The sequence below is a fragment of the Hahella sp. HN01 genome (assembly GCF_018986435.1).
Taxonomy (GTDB): domain Bacteria; phylum Pseudomonadota; class Gammaproteobacteria; order Pseudomonadales; family Oleiphilaceae; genus Hahella.
On sequence record NZ_JAHMIN010000005.1, the window covers coordinates 1 to 17,261 of the forward strand.

16 protein-coding genes are annotated in these 17,261 nt (G+C 52.7%); 10 read left to right on the forward strand and 6 right to left on the reverse strand.

The genetic code is table 11. The annotated features are described in order from the left end of the window. Together KP814_RS06100 and KP814_RS33345 are read left to right on the forward strand one after the other, a co-directional pair. Positions 1-1,029 (forward strand): ISAs1 family transposase (locus KP814_RS06100; protein WP_216735921.1); only part of this gene is annotated, 1,029 nt, incomplete at its 5' end. Positions 1,030-1,862: 833 nt separating this feature from the next. Continuing rightward, positions 1,863-2,093, forward strand: a complete 231-nt coding sequence (locus KP814_RS33345; protein ID WP_216735922.1) for a DUF433 domain-containing protein — start codon at positions 1,863-1,865, stop codon at positions 2,091-2,093. Between the two features lie 558 nt (positions 2,094-2,651). Here KP814_RS33345 and KP814_RS06110 read toward each other — a convergent pair. The 3 genes from KP814_RS06110 to KP814_RS06120 all read right to left on the reverse strand — a co-directional run bounded on the left by KP814_RS06110 (position 2,652) and on the right by KP814_RS06120 (position 4,699). Continuing rightward, on the reverse strand, positions 2,652-2,825 hold the full coding sequence (locus tag KP814_RS06110; RefSeq protein WP_216736151.1) for a hypothetical protein: 174 nt from the start codon (positions 2,823-2,825) through the stop codon (positions 2,652-2,654). Beyond that, entirely contained in the window at positions 2,795-3,016 is a 222-nt protein-coding gene (locus KP814_RS06115) for an AlpA family transcriptional regulator (protein WP_216735923.1), read from the reverse strand. The genes KP814_RS06110 and KP814_RS06115 overlap by 31 nt, the downstream gene beginning before the upstream one ends. A 441-nt stretch (positions 3,017-3,457) precedes the next feature. Then, positions 3,458-4,699 (reverse strand): site-specific integrase, encoded by a 1,242-nt coding sequence (locus tag KP814_RS06120; RefSeq protein ID WP_216735924.1) that lies wholly within the window; start codon positions 4,697-4,699, stop codon positions 3,458-3,460. 415 nt (positions 4,700-5,114) lie between these two features. Here KP814_RS06120 and KP814_RS06125 point away from each other — a divergent pair, with 415 nt between their 5' ends. The 5 genes from KP814_RS06125 to bfr all read left to right on the forward strand — a co-directional run bounded on the left by KP814_RS06125 (position 5,115) and on the right by bfr (position 8,939). Beyond that, positions 5,115-6,137, forward strand: coding sequence for a phospholipase (locus KP814_RS06125; RefSeq protein ID WP_216735925.1), 1,023 nt, complete (start codon positions 5,115-5,117; stop codon positions 6,135-6,137). 2 nt (positions 6,138-6,139) lie between these two features. After that, a complete protein-coding gene (locus KP814_RS06130; protein ID WP_216735926.1) occupies positions 6,140-7,387 on the forward strand; it encodes a peptidyl-prolyl cis-trans isomerase in 1,248 nt (415 codons plus the stop codon). A gap of 197 nt (positions 7,388-7,584) precedes the next feature. Beyond that, entirely contained in the window at positions 7,585-7,974 is a 390-nt protein-coding gene (locus KP814_RS06135) for a hypothetical protein (protein ID WP_216735927.1), read from the forward strand. 142 nt (positions 7,975-8,116) lie between these two features. Further along, complete coding sequence (locus tag KP814_RS06140; RefSeq protein ID WP_241566926.1) at positions 8,117-8,347, forward strand: (2Fe-2S)-binding protein; 231 nt, start codon at positions 8,117-8,119, stop codon at positions 8,345-8,347. A 112-nt stretch (positions 8,348-8,459) separates the two neighbouring features. Further along, positions 8,460-8,939: a bacterioferritin gene (bfr, locus tag KP814_RS06145; protein WP_011400513.1), complete on the forward strand. Its 480-nt coding sequence runs from the start codon at positions 8,460-8,462 to the stop codon at positions 8,937-8,939. Between the two features lie 90 nt (positions 8,940-9,029). On the opposite strand, the gene KP814_RS06150 is transcribed toward bfr, so the two are convergent. Beyond that, positions 9,030-9,521 carry a DUF2505 domain-containing protein gene (locus KP814_RS06150; RefSeq protein ID WP_216735928.1) on the reverse strand — a complete coding sequence of 164 codons (492 nt, stop codon included), beginning with the start codon at positions 9,519-9,521 and terminating at the stop codon, positions 9,030-9,032. Between the two features lie 319 nt (positions 9,522-9,840). On the opposite strand from KP814_RS06150, the gene KP814_RS06155 reads away from it, so the two are divergent. After that, a complete protein-coding gene (locus KP814_RS06155) occupies positions 9,841-12,528 on the forward strand; it encodes a site-2 protease family protein (protein WP_216735929.1) in 2,688 nt (895 codons plus the stop codon). Between the two features lie 5 nt (positions 12,529-12,533). Next, positions 12,534-12,836 carry a peptidyl-tRNA hydrolase gene (locus KP814_RS06160; protein ID WP_216735930.1) on the forward strand — a complete coding sequence of 101 codons (303 nt, stop codon included), beginning with the start codon at positions 12,534-12,536 and terminating at the stop codon, positions 12,834-12,836. Positions 12,837-12,902: 66 nt separating this feature from the next. On the opposite strand, the gene KP814_RS06165 is transcribed toward KP814_RS06160, so the two are convergent. Then, positions 12,903-14,876 carry a ribonuclease R family protein gene (locus tag KP814_RS06165; RefSeq protein ID WP_216735931.1) on the reverse strand — a complete coding sequence of 658 codons (1,974 nt, stop codon included), beginning with the start codon at positions 14,874-14,876 and terminating at the stop codon, positions 12,903-12,905. A gap of 426 nt (positions 14,877-15,302) precedes the next feature. Between KP814_RS06165 and KP814_RS06170 the strand changes: the two genes are divergently transcribed. Beyond that, positions 15,303-16,307, forward strand: coding sequence for a putative solute-binding protein (locus KP814_RS06170; RefSeq protein WP_216735932.1), 1,005 nt, complete (start codon positions 15,303-15,305; stop codon positions 16,305-16,307). Between the two features lies 1 nt (position 16,308). Here KP814_RS06170 and ilvE read toward each other — a convergent pair whose 3' ends face one another. Continuing rightward, entirely contained in the window at positions 16,309-17,193 is an 885-nt protein-coding gene (gene ilvE / locus KP814_RS06175) for a branched-chain-amino-acid transaminase (RefSeq protein ID WP_216735933.1), read from the reverse strand. Between the last annotated feature and the right edge of the window lie 68 nt (positions 17,194-17,261).

The following is a 17,261-nucleotide window of genomic DNA, read 5'->3' on the forward strand; positions in this document are numbered from 1 at the left end:
CTCTGCGGGATCATCTGTGGCGCTGACGATTGGGTCACCATCACTCGGTTTGGCGACGCTAAAAAAGAGTGGTTTGAGTCTTTTCTGGAGCTGCCCAACGGCATTCCCTCCCACGACACCTTCAACAACATCTTTGCGAAGTTAGACCCCGAGGCGCTAGAGACAAGCTTTCTATCCTGGACTTCGAYGCTGGCGGAGCAGATTCCAGATGATCAGATCGCAATAGACGGCAAAACGCTACGGCGCTCATACGACCGATCCTCTTCCAAACCCGCCATTCATATGGTTAGCGCCTGGTCGACAGCGAACGAACTGGTGTTGGGACAGGTGAAAACTCAGGAGAAATCCAATGAAATCACTGCTATTCCTAAACTGTTGAAGGCATTGTCATTAAAAGGAAGTCTCGTCACCCTGGACGCGATGGGATGTCAGCGGGAGATCGTGAAGCATATCCGTCACGCGGAAGCAGACTATTTAGTGGGTGTGAAGGAAAATCAGGCCTCATTACACGATGAGATTCACGACCGGTACGTGGACGCTGAGGCTAAAGGCTTCGGCGAGGATTTTGTCGACTTTGTATGCGAACCAGGGCGCGCTGAGGATGAGAAGCGGCGCTGCCGCGTTTCAACGAATCTGGAGGGCTTGGAAAAGCTACAAAGTCGCTGGCAAGACCTGAAGAGTTTCATCGTCGTAGAAACAGAGCGAATGGAGTCAGGACAAAGAACGCTGGAGCGCCGCTTGTATATTTCGAGTCGAGAAGGCGATGCGAGATATTTCCTGAATGCGACGCGAAAGCACTGGCACATAGAGAACAAACTGCACTGGGTGCTGGATGTAGCGTTTAAAGAGGATGACTCGCGGCATCGCATGGGACACAGCGCGGAGAATCTAGCGGTGTTGAGACATATGGCGTTGAATTTATTGAAGAATGAGAAGACGGACAAAGGRGGTATAAAAACTAAGAGGCTACGAGCGGGCTGGGACCATGGTTACTTAAAAAAAGTGCTATCGGGTCTGGCTACTATGTAGCCACATAGTGCGATTTGCCTGCATAACCACCTCGTTAAACTTGGCGTCGTTGCCGGTTCACTGAGGTGAATAGTTGAGTCTGTTTTGAAAGAAAATCGGCGAACGAACGCCAACGTAAGGGGGCTGCTTGTTGGAAACTATCGGGCCTACTCGATCGGTATTTTTTAGGATGCGTTTAAGCTGCTTGGTATTATTAATGCGGCATAGATATAGGCATGCTATGCCGCATATTTGATGCTCGGATGATTATAGAATGCTTCAATTTGATACCGGTTCTCCTCAAGCCAAGCTTTCACCGCCTGGGCGTGATGAACTCTCAATTTGTCCAGTATCAGGAAGACCTTGCATTTCATCAAGCCGAGGTAGTTTTAGACTACATCATATTCTTTGTGAGATTGTACAGGCGAGGTTCTCAAAAATCACAGCAACACATTGCATCCAAACTCATAACGCTCCTTGAATTGGCTCTAGTTTGGAAAATCATGGAGGGGCTCTTTGCTCGCCTGGAATCACCTTGTATTTCAATAGGAGAAAAATCAAGTTGTAGATGGTTAGGCTTGCAGGTGGTGCATATCGTCAAATCCGAGTTTTTGACCGCGCTGATTGAATAACCTAAATAGCCATATGTCAAAACAATACGTGGGACTATGGTAGATTCTAAGAAGGTGTCCGTAAGGCGGAGTAAGGGAAGTCAAAAAGCAGGGTTTTATAGCTCCGTATGTTGGATTAGAGGCTGTAGGTAACAGGGCCTTGTTGGTCCGCATGACGGAATAAATTAATCCACGCGACGGAATAGAGAATTTTTATTTGTCGCCTTGACGCTGGCGTTTGCTTTGACGCTCAGATCAGACAGGGCAAGTCTTTTTTCGCAGATTGCCGTCGCAGACGTGCTGGCTTTCTTGGCGGACGGGATGCCTGTCACAGACATTCTGGAAAAGGTTTCTGGCCTTACCGTCGCCAAGGTGCGGACTGCCTTGCTATGTGCGGCTGAAAGATTAAGCGGAGATGTGGCTAACCACGACCCCAAATGGCTGATTTTGTTCGAGAATAAAAAGTCGTCCTAAGTGAGAGGATTTTTTTATGTTCGAATATTGCCTGAGCGCCTGCATAATCCGCTTTCTCGTTCAGGCCAATACATAGGTTGCGCCCACTCTATAAAGTCCTCTTATAAAAAGCCTCAGGCCGTATTCTGATTTTCATTGCTTGGATAGTTTGTCATCAGGCCTCAACCCCCTCATATCGGCGTGGCTGACATTACGTTCGAGCACTCCGCAGGCAGGGTCTAACCTCTCCAGAATGCGGATTAACTAAGTAGAGGGAGGACCTACGGTTCGAGCGATAGGGTTTCAAATTCCTCTGCATCGTAATAGTAAGCTGGTTATGTTTTTATCCGGGCTAAACTGTCATTATCTCTCTGCTGTGGAGGCTATTATTCAAGTCGCTTCCAGTGGTCTATTCCTCACTTAAAACGGAGTAGGCGGCTTGTTTCAGAGTGGTGGCCTTCAGGTTGGTGAGCGTGAGAAGTGCCGGTGGAGCTTGTTATTTGTTTATTGAGGGGAAGAAAAAACGGCCCAGAAACAGGGCCATCGTAGATTCGCATCATCACCTTGAGTAATCTCCGGCTATCCGGCCACCTTTTGAGCGTAGTGAGAAACTTGATGGTTGTTATGATTGAGTAGTGGGTGAGGGTAGCCATTCTGTTCTTCGAAGCTCAGGCACATGCGATTCCAGAGTACCCCAAATAGAACGCCTTTGGCTTTGCCGCTCAACACTTCGTCTCTTTCCGGTTTACCCATTGAGCGTAAGGTACGCCTGCTTTCAGGGAGGCCTGCCAGTCGTCGAGTGAGGACTCAAACCAGCCCACGGCCCGATCTCCCAAGTGTACTGGAGATGGGAAGCTGCCATTGGCTACACGTTCATAAATAGTCGACCTGGAAAGGCCTGTTAATTTGGTTGTTTCTTTAATTCTGAAAATCATTTCCGCCATGCTTTATCGGACTCCTTTGCTCGAAAACGGATGTTGTAAATAGCCGCTACATAATACTGTGATCCGGTTTATTATCAATTAAATCAGTTGCTTATGATTAGTGCTATATCTGATTTAGACCGTATCTGTCGCTTTGGGAGCAAATACGAGAAAAGGCGGTTTCCACTAATGTGCAAGTGTGTGTTTTAACGAGTAATAACGTGCGTGGGCCGGTTTTAGCCAGAGGATTTATTACAATCTGGTTATACTCGAAAGGCAGCAAAGGGCTAGGCAGGCTATTTAGAATGGCGTCGCTAGATAATGCTTTGTGGGCACTGCCAGGTGCAAGTTTAATTCGTAAAAAATTGATCGTTCCTAACCGTACCATATGATTAGGTTTGGTGAAGAGAGAAAGCGGCGTTAGCTGTAATACGCCGCCGTAGCGAATGAAGGATAGTCTTGTCAGGCGTGAAGAGGAACTACGTTCCCAAAGTCGTTGGCGACATGATTCTCCACCATCTCCCCCCAAGCTTTCCAAGCGGTTTTTTGTTCGTCCACATAGGTTGCCCGTTGATAAGTTGCTACCAACTTGTCTAAGGGTTGATGGTTCAGCATTTTTTCAATGACGTGAGGGGGCGTTTTTAGTAGCTCGCCCCAGGCTGTTGCAGCTGAGCGACGCAGGTCGTGAACTGTGAAGTGCGGAACGCCTTTCAGCTTTGCTGATAGCCGCCCAGGACAGCCAGAAAGGCCGTCTGTATGTATAGGCGCGCTGCCATCGCCTGTGCTGAATACAAATTTGCCATATCCGCTGATTGGGCGCATGGACTTAATAACGCGGACTGCCAAGTCGGACAGGTACACAGTATGTCCTTTGCGGTTCTTCGTGCGCTCGGGAGGCAGGGTCCATATACCCTGTGTTAGATCCAGTTCGCTCCAAGTCATGTTTGCAACTTCGCTACGTCGCGCTCCAGTAAGAATCAGCAACTTGAATGCGTTGATTGTGGCGAAGGCAAGGGGCTCTCTATCAAGTAAGCTCCAAAATGTACGCAATTCGGTAAGTGACAAAACTCTTTCTCGTGGGGCGCCAGAGGTGACCTTGAAACTTTTAGCGCTTAACGCCTCAGCTGGACTTTCTTCAATATGATGGCGCTCTATTGCGTAGCGGAACATCATTTTTAACAGGCATAAAGTTTTGCGGGTTTCCTCCTTGATTCCCTTTTCGACCATAGCGTCAAGCACAGCTGCGATGTGGCGACGGGTGACGTGCTTGGCCAGCAGAAGTCCCAGTGGCTTTTGCAGATGAACGCGCCAGCGCCCCTCATGTTGGGCTAACGTTTTGTCAGCAACTTCACCCGCTGATTTCTGGAGCGCTAGCCAGGATTCAAACAGTTGCTTAACCGTTACAGCGTTAGCGTTATTGGCGCGCTGTTCTCTCTGTACATGTTGAGGATCAAACCCTTCAAACAGCTGTCGACGTATCGTCTCCACTTGCTGGCGGGCTTCCCTTAGAGACACAGCAGGATAGTCTCCTAACGTTAGCTTGGCGGGTTTCTTGGTGGCGGGTCGGCGATAGCGAAACACCCAGGTTCGGGCCATTTTGCCTTGTTTTGGGTAGATTCTAAGGGATAGGCCGTTGCCGTCTGAAAGACAGGTGTCCGTTTCTGTTTTGGCGTTGCGTATTTTGGCATCGCTCAGTTTTCCCATTTATACAGCACTCCGTTAGTTCATGGGTTAAAAACAAAAGTCCCCCGCATTTGTACCGGTACATTTTTCGGTACACATTTGAAGCGGATGCAGGTGATTAATTGCGGACAATATTGGATCAAAACCTCTTTTATTTCAATGAAGTAAATGATTTTCTGGATGGTTTTGGATGCCGGTGCACTCCGTGCAGCTCACCTGTTTGGGTGATTGTAACCCTGATCATATTTTATTCTCCTAACGGCGTTCAGAGAATGCCGCAGAAAACGTCCTGGTTAAGCGGGTCGGTCCATTAATCCAGGAATGACGGGCGATTACGAAAAGGCGCTCTCATCTTTTTCGTTACAACCTTTCTGTAACACGCAGTAGTTAGAGTTTCCTTACACAAACACGATAAAAAATAAGGAGATGACTGTTCATGGGAAATAAAAATCTGATTTTGGCCGGCGTTATCCTTGCTTCCCTCGGGGCTCAACCTGCTCTGGCTTTCAAACAGGAAACCCACAAGCGCTTCGTTATCGACGCTGTCGAGTTCATGCGCACGCATCCTGACATCACCAACTACGCCAAACTGGAAGCAGTGGCCGCTGCAGCGGGAATCAGCGTGACTCAGATGGCGGATATGATTGGTCAGGGCGCCTACGACGTGGATGACTTCGAAGACACTTTTCTGTGCGGCGCGGTGACCGGCGATTGTGTGCTGGCGCCGGTATGGGGTCTGGGCTCCAGCATCGTCAACTACACCTCTTACTGGCACTTCCAGAACCATACTCGCGGCGCGGACGCTCATGGCAACGACATCGGGGGCTATGACTATTCCAAGCTGAGCGTGAAGGGGGATGTCGATAACATGGCGGCGTCCTGGCTGAAAGGCGACCACCTGGATGACGGCGCGGGCGGTCAGACTGGATGGTTCGGGGCGGAGGACTCTGAATACAAGAGCTATCAGGTCACCGAGGCCAACTATCGGCAGGGCAGTTACTCCACCTACAGCATGTACAAGGATTTTGAGAGCATTCCCTTTCAGCCCATCGATAACCTGGGGCAATACTGGTACAGCGCATTCTGGGCGCAGCCTACGATTCAGACGCTGGGTTTCACCCTGCACACCACGGACTTGTTGCAGCCGCACCATACCTGGACCACCTCCGCATTGAACCATTCCGGCTGGGAGGCCTGGGTGCGTGACTACTACGACTCGGAGAACCTGAACGATGACGCCCTGGTAGAGCAGGCGCTGGCGGACTTCCCCACATTAAGCGCCAACTCTGCGGAAATTCGTCCCTTGTTGACCAAGGGCGGTGAAATTTCCTACTCCATGGGCGGCGTGGTGTTGTCTTCCACAGATCACTCGGATCGGCTGGCTGTGGCGAAAATCGTGGTGCCCCACGCTATCGCCATGACCGTGCGCATTCTTAATCACGCCATGAACCGGTTCTGATCATGCGCGGGACATTCCAGGTCCTGGCGCTGGCCCTTTGCCTGCTGTGCGCAGGCGGGGCCTCCGCCTCCGTCTACTTGTCGGTGGATGACACCAGCCTGTCGCGCGAAGCATTTGATGCGTTGCATCAGCAGGCGAGCCAGCTTCGCAAAATGGATCGCAAAACCTTTGCTGACGAGTTAATCGACGCCTTGCTGATGTACCGTTGGGCGCAAGAAGAACTCCCTGAAGAGCAATGGCGGGGGACTGAAATTGGCTACGCCTATGGATGGCATATCCGCCGCCAGTTGGATCGGACGTTGGCCAAGCTATATCCCAAGTGGCCAGCTTCGGAATTGATGCGACAGTACTCCAAACCCGGCGTAGAGGCGCGGGAGGCGCTGACGACGATCGCCGCCCAATCGATTCTGGGCTACCAACTGACGCCGGCGCAGCGGGACAACGCCGCCTCTCTGGTACTTGCCCGTATGGCCTTTCCAGACCAGCAAGACGTGACGCTGACATTGCTGGAAGTATACGAGGGACAGTCCATACAGGGTAAAAAGGCGCTGATGGAAGGCGACGTCAAACTCTTGGGTATGGAAATGCTTTCCTGGAAGCAACATCAACTGCGCTTATGGTGGCTAAGTCACGAAGGCGGCGTTGAGAGGGATGCCATTGACGATCTGAGACGGACAATTGAGGCGCATTATTTTTACCCCAAGATCCTCAACGCATTGGGCGTGATTAAACGCAATCATGGCGATAATCCCGGGCTGATCAAGTTCAGAGAGCAAGTTAGCGCGGCGCAGATCAACAGTTACTATCAGCGACATCAGGAAGACTTTCGTTTTTTGGCGAAGATCAAGGCGCGCGGCGCGATATATGGCGATGAGGCCACAGCGCGACGCGCTCGCCAACAGCTAATGAACGGCCTGTCCTGGGCGGATCTAAAAGCGCCATCCCATCCCGCCAACTTGCCGTTAGACGCTGAAGGCTGGCTGCATAAGGATGCGGTTAAACCTACGGACTGGCTGGCGTCATTGGCCTTCGCCACCCCGCCGGGAGACGTCAGTGAAGTCGTTCGTTCTCCGACGGGAGATTGGGTGATTCTGCAAGTGAGCGGGCGCGAGTACGACTATTATCCCGCCGACAGCGAGACGGTGCGCTATCTTGCCACTGATGTGCTGGCGATTCAGCAGGCGGTGGCGGCCTATAGTGAGCTGATCAATCAGCTGCGTCGTCAGGCCAGTCTGCAAAGTAAGGTATGAACCGGAAGTCATGGCGACCTGGCTGGATCCTGTCGGCATTCTTCTGCGCCGTCTGTATGGCGATGGGATTTTTCTTTTTCATCAGCACTGACGCGCCCAAGGACTCAGTCCCGCTTTCATCCAGTCTTGTCGCGGTTCCGACGGCTGAGCTACCGCCGATGCAGGCGCCTAAATCTGCACCGCCAGTAGGCTCGTCAATGCAAGCTGTCACTCAGGAAGAAGTCCTACCTCAGTTAGATGAAGAAGAGGCATACCCTGAGTTGCCCACCGACATTGAGGCGTTGGCGTCGTTGTCCGCCTCCATTGAAAATGGGGACCGGCGCGCTCCTCCCATCACCAGGCGTGCGCCGGAAGAAGCGCCGGATGCGGAAACCCTGGCGGATCATGAAGCCTATGCCCGCCTGGAAGCGCAGCAGCATCAGCGGGTGCTCAATAACTTCCGCTCCGCCGCCCGGGACAAGGCGGATGAATTGGAGCGCCTGATCGCCGAAGGCCGCACCCGCGGCGTCTCCCCCGAACTGTTACAGGAGGCGGAAGCCAAGCGCGAGGCGCTGTTGGATGCTATCCATATGATTAATCAGGAATAATTTTTTATAACGATTTTACTGCGCTACAGCTCAGGAAATTTTGGTTACAGTCCGGCAAAGAAACTATTAAAAACATTATTGACAATCATTCTCATTAGCATTAACTTTCTTCACAGACTGCTAATAAATGAGAGAGATTTTCATGTACGTATGTCTTTGCAACGGAATTACCGATCACTCCATTCGCGAAGAAGTCGCGAAAGGCGCTCAACATCTGCGTGATGTAGTGCGTTCGTTGGGATTGGCGAAAGACTGCGCCCGCTGTGTGGAAGCCGCTCGTGAAGTATTTGACGAGGCTAAATCTCAATACGATCTCTCTATGGCGGAGCAACTGGCTTACGCAGCAGATATTCCTACCTTGACCGCCGCCTGAAAATTCGATTGTACTTTCCTTCCCGTTACAACTAACCTTAAGGGTTGAGTTGGTAACCCCTTGTTTTTATGGGGTTATTGCAATTGAGAATCATTCTGACGGGAGCGCTGTGATGAAGGGCGATAAGAAGGTTATCGAACACCTTAACCAGATTTTGGCTAATGAACTGATTGCGATTAATCAGTATTTTCTGCATGCGCGCATGTATAAAAACTGGGGCCTGACGGCTCTGGGCAAGAAAGAATATGAAGAGTCCATTGATGAAATGAAGCACGCCGATCAATTGATCGAGCGGATTCTGTTTCTGGACGGCATTCCCAACCTGCAAAAACTGGGCAAGCTGATGATCGGCGAAACCCCGAAAGAAATGCTGGAATGCGATCTCAAGCTGGAACTGAAAGCTATTCCAGACTTGCGCGAAGCAATCGCCTATTGCGAGCAGGTACGCGATTACATCAGCCGCGAGGTTCTGGAGAACATTTTGGAGTCGGAAGAAGAACACGTCGATTGGCTGGAGACTCAGCTGGATCTGATGGAGCGTGTGGGCATGGAGAACTATCTGCAGAAGCAGATGTCCGACGCCGATTCCTGACAGACCTTCTTTTGCATCGCTCCGGCGCCGGCCGCCCTTGGGTTGGCCGGCTGCCTTAAACCTCCCTGTTTCTCCTCTTTTTTCAATCCGTTAGAGGTTGGCGCGCAGATAATCCGCTACAAAAGCGAACTCGTTCTGCATCGTCTCCTGAGATTTAGCGGCGACGAACTCCGCCAGCTTTTTGCCTACCAGCGGCACGCGACACTCGAAGTTCAGCGTGACCTCATGGACGCTGCCTTCCCCTTCTGAGTACAAACGCATTTCGCCGTTGATGGAAACAGGCACGCCCTGTATATCCACCTTCACCTGCGCGCGGTATTCGCCGGCATTCTCACGCCAGTGTTCTTCCTGAGTCACCCGGTTCCATTCGGAAATGAATTTTCTCAGCATCGCCGGGGCCTCTGCGGGCACCTCGCGAATTATCTTCAAGTCCAGTGCGGAGTCAGTCTGTTCGCACTGACGGATATCTATGTTGCGGGAACCGAGAAAGCGTTGCTTTTCTTCAATGTGGTGGGGAGCGCCAAAAGCGCTGAAAACGGTGGCTGCTGTGTAAGGGAAATGCTGCTGCCCTTTTACGATCATCCCTAGCTCCTGTTGTGATTATGATTATGAGAGTCGGTCTTGTCTTTATTGTTAATCGCGTCAGCCGCACAGCCAAGCGCGGCAAGGCCTGGAAACCATAGCAGCATGGCTGAAAAGCTGGCAATAATCCGTGGCGCTGAATGTAGCCTGGGTCTCAAATTGGACATTTGTCCGCGGATTGACGGAATTTAAGTGTAATAGCGGTCAATTTGGGTATAATTGCGCGATTTTTAATCGGCCAGACGTTGCGGTGACTGCGTTGCTGGCGACTCCTTCCGACTTGAGAGCGTACTGGTAGTTTTTGTAGCGGTTGCGGTAAATGTCCTATCTGTTTGGTTTCCTGTTATTTCTTATATGCATCCAGGTTTTTGCCTGGGGGGCAGTTACTTGGCGGATTCTGCAACTCAGGGGGAAACTGGAGGTATCCGGCGGAGTCGTTAATGAAGAGGAAGTGGGACAAGCCTATCGACGTGTTTTAATCCCCAATATCGAAGAGCTGTCTGAATTTGGCTTCGCGAAATTTTGTTGGTTACGCTACAGCGAAGGGTTCAGCAAAGACGAGGTGGGTATATATGCCTGTGTGATGTATCACCCAGGAGAGCGGACCTACGTTCTCTTGTCCCTTCAATCTGATCTGAGTGTCGGTCGCGAGGTGCAAGTGACTTTTATCACTTACCTCCGCGATGGCGAAATCCTTGAAACGATGAACGGCGGCAAGCATTGCCTTCTGGCTGATGTCACTGGTTATCACATTGAAGACCCTTATGTCGCCGAGCTATCTCAACATTGGCGTGCACACCTGCACCGTCTTGAACAGAGCAGTGTTGAGCGGCTGGAAAAGACGCCAAAGTGTGTAGTAGATACAGGCGACGCCTTTTATAAGGCCTACATACAGGAGCTGCTGGCGCAGAAGGTCCTAAAGCTCGCTTCCCCCAATACACAATGCGTACAGTATACGCTCGCGGGAGCTTTGCGCAGTCAAAAAATAGCTAAAACTGGGGCGGAACGCCTACAAAAATCCATGCAGAGTGCGCCCAGGCACGCGCCCTCATTGGATTATCAGGTTGCCGCGCATATGCGAATCGATTCAAGCCTGACAGGACAGGAGTCGACAGGCTGGTTAGGAAAGGCGCTACTGTTACTGTTCTCTTTAGGCGCCTTTATGCTGAGCTTTGGCTTCAGAATGGATGCCCCTATATTGCTGATCTTGGTCGCTGTCCTTTTTTTGCATGAGTTGGGACATCTGCTTGCGATGAAAGTCTGTGGATTCCGCGATTTACAGATTCTGTTCATTCCCTTTTTAGGGGCTGCTGCGCGTGGCGATAAGGATCAAGTGCCGGCATGGCAGAAAGTGATTGTTGACCTGATGGGACCGGCGCCAGGGCTGATACTCGGTATCGCGCTTTGTTTCTATTTGCCGATTGATGCTCCTGACTGGATGACTCGAGCGGTGTTCATGCTGATTGTCCTGAACTACTTCAACTTGGCTCCGGTTCAGCCGTTGGATGGAGGACAGCTTTGGAATCTTCTGTTTTTCCGGCGTTGGCCGATGGTCCAGTTTGTTTTCTTTTGCCTCAGTATTTTGGCGTTCGCTGCGTTTTCTTGGTGGTCACAAGAGGTTGTGCTTGGATTGGTGGCGTTGTTCTGGGTGTATTTGCTGCCGAACCAGTGGCGTCAAGCCAGACTGTTTTCCCATATCCGTCGAAAATATCCTCAGCTGTCACAGCATGACTCGTCTTCGCAATTAGCGGCTGTTTATGAGGGTGTAGAAAAGCTCAAGCTACCCTGGAGTGGCGCAATTGCTTATCAGCAGGTCAATGAATTAATGCTGCGCCTGAAGGAAAAGCCGCCTTTAGCATGGGAAATCCTGTTCGGTTTAACCCTATATCTGACGCTGATAGTTGGGGCCCCGGCGGCGCTGATGCAGTCCCCCCAGTACGGCGATTATCTGAAGGATCTGATTGCCCCCTGGCTGCCTGAAAAAGGCATGAACTGGGACGGACAAATCGCCAACGCCAAGAACCCCAGAGAGCGTCTGAGTCTGCTGATTGCCGCAGGGGACTACTATTTCTATTCCGGCGATGAGGTCATGGCTGAGAAATATTACGACTTGGCGCTAAAAGAGACGGAAAGAAACGGCATCAGCCCGGAAGAAAAAATAAAGATTCTTTATCAGTTGGCGCAGGCCTTGTTCATGAACACCAATGATAAAGAGTCCGTATCAATCGCGTATTTGCAGGAAGCTTTGCGGCTATATCAAAAAGAGCGCATCCAGAACGGCGAGTTGATCCCTGATATTTATGAGCTGCTGGTAGAGTGTTATTTATTCCAGTCCGACTACACATCAGCCCTGAAGAACATTGACGGCGCCTTCGCCAACAGCGATATCCGTCGTAATGAGCAGCGTGTGGCGCAACTGTATATGTTGAAGGGCAATGCGCTTTCGGAACTGCATCGGGTGGTGGAGGCGGAGCGCGCCTATATTCAGGGCATCAAGGCTTCCAAGTCCGTGGATTTCAAGCGCACGGTGGAATTGCGGTTATTGGAGTTCTACCTGAATGAAGACCTGAACGACGCCGCCATCAAGCGTCTGGAATCTCTTCTATACGGTCCCAAGGCCTTCACCGGATATACCGACGGGATCAGCTACAACCTTAATCTGCGTCTGGCCTGGGCTTACTACAGCAAAGAACGCTATATCGACGCGGAGATTACGCTGCGGTCGTTGCTGGTGGACATGACTGACGCCGGTTTGGGCGATGTTTCGTTACTGCCCGCCCTAGAGCTGCTGCATATCGTGCAAAGCGCCCATGATCCCTGGCAAGCCGCCGGCACCCGCATCTGGATAGAACAAATTGCGGAAAACACGCTGGATCTGGCCCCGGACGCCTACATCGATTCATTGCGCGAACAGCTTCATTTTATCCCCAAAAGCAGTCGCTACCGTCGCAAACTGGCGGAGGCGGGCCTCACCAGTTTTGGCGTGAAAAACGCCTCGGAATCCTGATTACCATGAAAATGTATATCCTGATTAAAGACACGATCTCTTCCGGGTATGCCATGGTGGCTGCGGCCCATGCGTCGCTCGCCGCCTATTTGAAGTTTCAGGATACAGCTGAAGTAAGAGAGTGGTTGTCAGGCCCTTTCTACAAAACCCTCTGCAAGGTAAACGAAAAGCAGTTCGAGAAAGCCAAAACTTTTGCAGACCATGTGGTGATTACGGAGTCCGCTCTGGAAGGTCAGGAAGTGGCGCTGGCGTTTAAGCCGAGAGAAGAGTGGCCAAAGGACTTTAAGTTTTATCCTCTGTACCGGTAAGCCATTGTTTTGAAGAGGTGAGGCGGGAACCGCCGCAGCGCCGGCTAGCGCTGCGGCGATGTACGATTATTGCTCCGCTTGCGGCTCTTCCGCCTTAACGGGCTGCGCTACCGGGGTAGGCTCCGCCAGCTCCATCTGAATCAGTTTTTTCTCCATGTCGACCGCGCTGATGGTGACTTTCACAGGTTGCTCCAGGCGGAATTGGCGATGCTCGCCAGTGTGCTGGAAGTAAGTGCCGTCGAAGCGGAACTTCTCCTGCAAGGCGCCCAGGTTCACCATTCCTTCAATGCCATTCTCATCCAGACGCGCCTGGAATCCAGAACCAGTGGTGTGCTGCACCACGCCATCGAAAGTCTTGCCGATCAGCGTCTGCGCGTATTCGCACTTCAACCAGGTCTCAGACTCGTTCACGGCGCTACGACCAGCGCGCAGAGACTCCTGCAGTTGCTGGATAGCTTTGTCGTTCAGTGTATGTGGCTTCTGGTTTTTCAGTACGCCTTTGATCTGGCGATGAATGCTCAGGTCCACGTATTTGCGAATCGGGGACGTGAAGGTGGTGTAGTGAGGCAGACCCATGCCGAAATGAGGGCAGGGCTGGTCAGACAGCGCGCCACGCGCCAGCAAACGGTTGGCGATGGCCTTCACGGGAACTTCCGGTGGATTCGCATCCAGGAAGTCCATGAATTTTTTGAAGCCTTCCCACGTATGCAGGTCGCTGCAATCGTAGTCGGAGATCTGCTCGGAGACGATTTGTTTGATTTGATCCAGACGCTCAGGACGGAAACCGCTATGAGCAGTGTACAGAGAACGCTCGGTATTTTGCTTCAGGAAGTCCGCCGCACAACGATTGGATGCGACCATCGCTTCCTCCACGATGGAGTGAGCGACGCTGTTGATCTTGCGATGGATGTTCTTGACCTTGCCGTTCTCATCCAGCTCCAACTGATAGTCCGGGCGGTCTTCATTCACCAGCGCGTGCTCGCGGCGATGGCTGGCCAGAGCCGTTCTGACCTCATTCAAGGCTTGCAAGGTCGCGCCGTGGGCATGAGCGCTGGCGTCGCCGGAGGCTAACGCGATGGCGACTTCTTCATAAGCCAGATTGGCCGCGCAACGAATAGAGGCTTCCTCGATGGTGTAAGAAGAAATGGCGCCATCAGCGTCGATCTGCATTGTGCAAACCAGAGCCAGACGATCTTCGCCGGACTTCAGTGAACAGAAGTGGTTGGCCAGTTTGGCTGGCAACATAGGCAATGTGCGGTCGGCGAAGTAGAAAGAGCTGCCCAGACGTTGCGCGTATTTGTCGATGTCGCCGCCTTCCGGAATCAGTGAGGACGGGTCGGCGATGGCTGCGAGCAGCTCCCAGCCTCCTTCAGGCTTGGCGGTGGCGAACAGGGCGTCGTCCATATCTTGGGTGCTGGCGGCGTCGATGGTGACGAACGGCGTTTCCCGCAGGTCTTTACGCTTTTCCAGCTCCGCGGCGACTTGCTTCTGCAGCTCGGCTTCGTTGATGGAGGCGCGGTTGTGCGCCTGCAGATTGTACTTGGCCAGCATGTAATTAACTTCCAGGCCGGATGCGCCTGGCTTGCCGATGATCTTCACCACCTCGGCCTGTGGTTTGCCTTCAGGGAAGGGATGCTGCAAAACACGGCACAGAACCAGGTCGTTGACGTGCGCTTGCTGGCGCTTCTTCGGCGGAATGAAAATCCAACGGTTCATGCCCATCAGGTCGGGCTCAACGAAATGCCCTTGGCCACGGGTGAAATAACGGCCAACGAAATACTTCAGTTCACTTCTCATGTGTTGCACGACTTTGGCGACATCGCGGCCTTTGTCGTCCTGGCTGACTTCCACCAGAATTCGGTCGCCCGGAAATACTTTCTGCATTTCGTCCGGGTTCAGGAAGCACTCTCTGCCGTCATCCAACACAGCAAACCCAAAACGCCCCGGACTGCCTTTCACCGTTCCTTCAAAACGGTTATTGGCGATACGCAGGTCTTGTTTGAACTGTTTCAATTGGGTTAAAGCATCGGAATTTAACATGGAAAAGTGGTCACTCGTGATGATTGCTGAAAGGGAAAGCTGATCGTTACCGCTGGTTGTCCGGGCTTACATCGAAGGAGGGTCATATTACCCCGAATGCCCGCGTGGTTCTAGCCGCGATAGCGCATAAATCATGCATTCAGCCGGGCGGAATAAGGCCTGGGGCCGTTTTTACAAGTAAATTTTGACACGGCTCACGGGATATTGCTCCAAACTGGGGCGAATCTTTCCTTCTCCTTGAATATCGCGGAAACGTGCTCTCTGTGGCATTAAGACGCGTTAGTTTGTCATATATTCCGCGATAGTCAGGCTGAACTCGAAACCCAATGACGCCGCGGCGGATGGGCCATTTCGGCTGACTCAGACAGGGACGACCGTTGTACAAGGAAAACCTCAATACCAATAACAATAATGGAGATTCACACCATGACAGCATGCCTTCGTCGTGCGTTGCTGGGGCTATTCCTGGGCGTCGCCGCACTCACCGCGCAAGCGGCTGAGCAACGCAGCTATTGCGTTTTTGATCCTCTTGGGGCCGCCGGCCCTGTGTATAACCTGATGAAAGCCACCCGTATTCAGGCCCTGAACTGGGGCTATGATCTGGAATTGAACGCCTATACCGACGAAAAAATCGCGGCTGACGACTTTCGCGCCGGCCAATGCGACGCCGTATTGCTGACTGACGTGAGGGCGCGGGACTTCAACCGTTTCACCGGAACCCTGGTGGCGCTGGGCGCGATTCCGGGATATGGCGAGCTGAAGACGATTTTGCAGACGCTGGCCCAGCCGAAGGCCGCCAAGCTGATGACCAGTGGCGATTTTGAAGTCGCCGGGCTGCTGCCCGCCGGCGCGGTGTATGTGCTGGTGCGGGACCGCCGCGTCAACAGCGTACAGACCATACAGGGCAAGAAAATCGCCACTTTCGATTATGATCCTGCGGCGGTCACCATGGTGCGCCATGTGGGCGGCTCCGTGGTGGGCGCGACGCCCTCCAGCTTCGCCGGTAAGTTCAATAACGGCAGCGTCGATGTCGCCTACGCTCCCGCGATCGCCTACCAGCCTTTGGAGCTATATAAAGGCGTAGAGCCGGATGGTGGTGTGTATTCATATAGTTTTGCGCAGATGACCTACCAGATGCTGGTGCGAAAAGACCGCTTCAATGCGGATTTCGCCCAGAATGCGCGGGAGCATTTCCAAGGGCGCTTTGATGAACTGATGGAGATGGTGCGAAAGGCGGAAGCGGAAATACCTGCGAAGGTGTGGATACATCCCAATCAGGAGGAAGCCGCCGGGTTTAACAATATGCTCAAAGAAGTGCGTATTGCGTTGAAGCAGGACGGCGCTTATGACCCCAAAGCCCTGCAATTAATGCTGAAAGTGCGTTGCCACAGCGACCCCGCCAACGCGGAATGCGTTGACGGGCGCGAGTGATTCAAGCGCTGCACTCTTGCGCTATCAAGGCGGCGAAAGCCTGACGCAGGCGTTGCAGAATCTCGCCGGGCGATGTGCGGAGGGGACGTCCGTCCACCTCCGCGACAGGTAAGATCCCTGCGCCGCTGCCGGTCAGGAAGCATTCATCCGCCGTATACAGGTCGTAAGGAGTGAGCGTGCGCTCACTGACAGATATGTTGTTGGCCTGAGCCAGCTCCATGATTACCGAGCGGGTCACTCCCGCCAGCGCGCCGTCGCTGGTGGGGGGCGTCAGCAGGCGACCCTGGCGGACGATGAACAGGTTTTCCGCTGAGGCTTCCGCCACCTGACCGCGTTCGTTCAGCAACAAGGCTTCATCGGCGCCGGCGACATTGGCTTCCATGCGCGCCAGGATCGAGGTCAAGTAGTTGAGGCTTTTCACTCTGGGGTCCAATCCCGCCCCGACGGTGCGGCGTACGCTGGCGATAATCAGTTTGAGTCCTTTCTCCTGCGCCTCGCTGGAGGCCATGCTGAGCTGATCCGCCAGAATGAACACATTCGGCGTCGCGCAGTTACGCGGATTTAACCCCAGGTTGCCCGGGCCGCGGGTTACCACCAAACGCAGATAACCGCTCTCGCCGTCATAACGGCTTATCAACGCGCTGATTCCTTCGCGTAAGGCGTCGGCGTCATAAGGCAGGGTGATTCCCAACGCGGCGGCGGAGTCCTGCAGACGCTGCAGATGTCGCTCAATGCGAAAGGGCGTACGTTGATAGAAACGCAGTCCCTCAAAGACGCCGTCCCCATAGAGCAAGCCGTGATCGTAGACGGAAATCGCGGCTTCCGCTGCGGGAACGATGGCTCCGTTCAGCCAGCAATAAGGGATGGGGAAGGCGGCGGTTTGCATAGTCTTTCTCCTGCTTGGTCAGGTTGATGGGGAAATATATCAACAATAAACAGACGAAGGATTGCGAT

What these genes read in the sequence shown, in the direction of transcription:
- KP814_RS06155 (WP_216735929.1), top strand. Translation starts at nt 9,841, where the DNA reads ATGTCCTATCTGTTTGGTTTCCTGTTATTTCTTATATGCATCCAGGTT.
- KP814_RS06120 (WP_216735924.1), bottom strand. Translation starts at nt 4,699, where the DNA reads ATGGGAAAACTGAGCGATGCCAAAATACGCAACGCCAAAACAGAAACG.
- KP814_RS06170 (WP_216735932.1), top strand. Translation starts at nt 15,303, where the DNA reads ATGACAGCATGCCTTCGTCGTGCGTTGCTGGGGCTATTCCTGGGCGTC.
- KP814_RS06135 (WP_216735927.1), top strand. Translation starts at nt 7,585, where the DNA reads ATGCAAGCTGTCACTCAGGAAGAAGTCCTACCTCAGTTAGATGAAGAA.
- bfr (WP_011400513.1), top strand. Translation starts at nt 8,460, where the DNA reads ATGAAGGGCGATAAGAAGGTTATCGAACACCTTAACCAGATTTTGGCT.
- KP814_RS06130 (WP_216735926.1), top strand. Translation starts at nt 6,140, where the DNA reads ATGCGCGGGACATTCCAGGTCCTGGCGCTGGCCCTTTGCCTGCTGTGC.
- KP814_RS06125 (WP_216735925.1), top strand. Translation starts at nt 5,115, where the DNA reads ATGGGAAATAAAAATCTGATTTTGGCCGGCGTTATCCTTGCTTCCCTC.
- KP814_RS06150 (WP_216735928.1), bottom strand. Translation starts at nt 9,521, where the DNA reads ATGATCGTAAAAGGGCAGCAGCATTTCCCTTACACAGCAGCCACCGTT.
- KP814_RS06140 (WP_241566926.1), top strand. Translation starts at nt 8,117, where the DNA reads ATGTACGTATGTCTTTGCAACGGAATTACCGATCACTCCATTCGCGAA.
- ilvE (WP_216735933.1), bottom strand. Translation starts at nt 17,193, where the DNA reads ATGCAAACCGCCGCCTTCCCCATCCCTTATTGCTGGCTGAACGGAGCC.
- KP814_RS06165 (WP_216735931.1), bottom strand. Translation starts at nt 14,876, where the DNA reads ATGTTAAATTCCGATGCTTTAACCCAATTGAAACAGTTCAAACAAGAC.
- KP814_RS06115 (WP_216735923.1), bottom strand. Translation starts at nt 3,016, where the DNA reads ATGGCGGAAATGATTTTCAGAATTAAAGAAACAACCAAATTAACAGGC.
- KP814_RS06110 (WP_216736151.1), bottom strand. Translation starts at nt 2,825, where the DNA reads ATGGGTAAACCGGAAAGAGACGAAGTGTTGAGCGGCAAAGCCAAAGGC.
- KP814_RS06160 (WP_216735930.1), top strand. Translation starts at nt 12,534, where the DNA reads ATGAAAATGTATATCCTGATTAAAGACACGATCTCTTCCGGGTATGCC.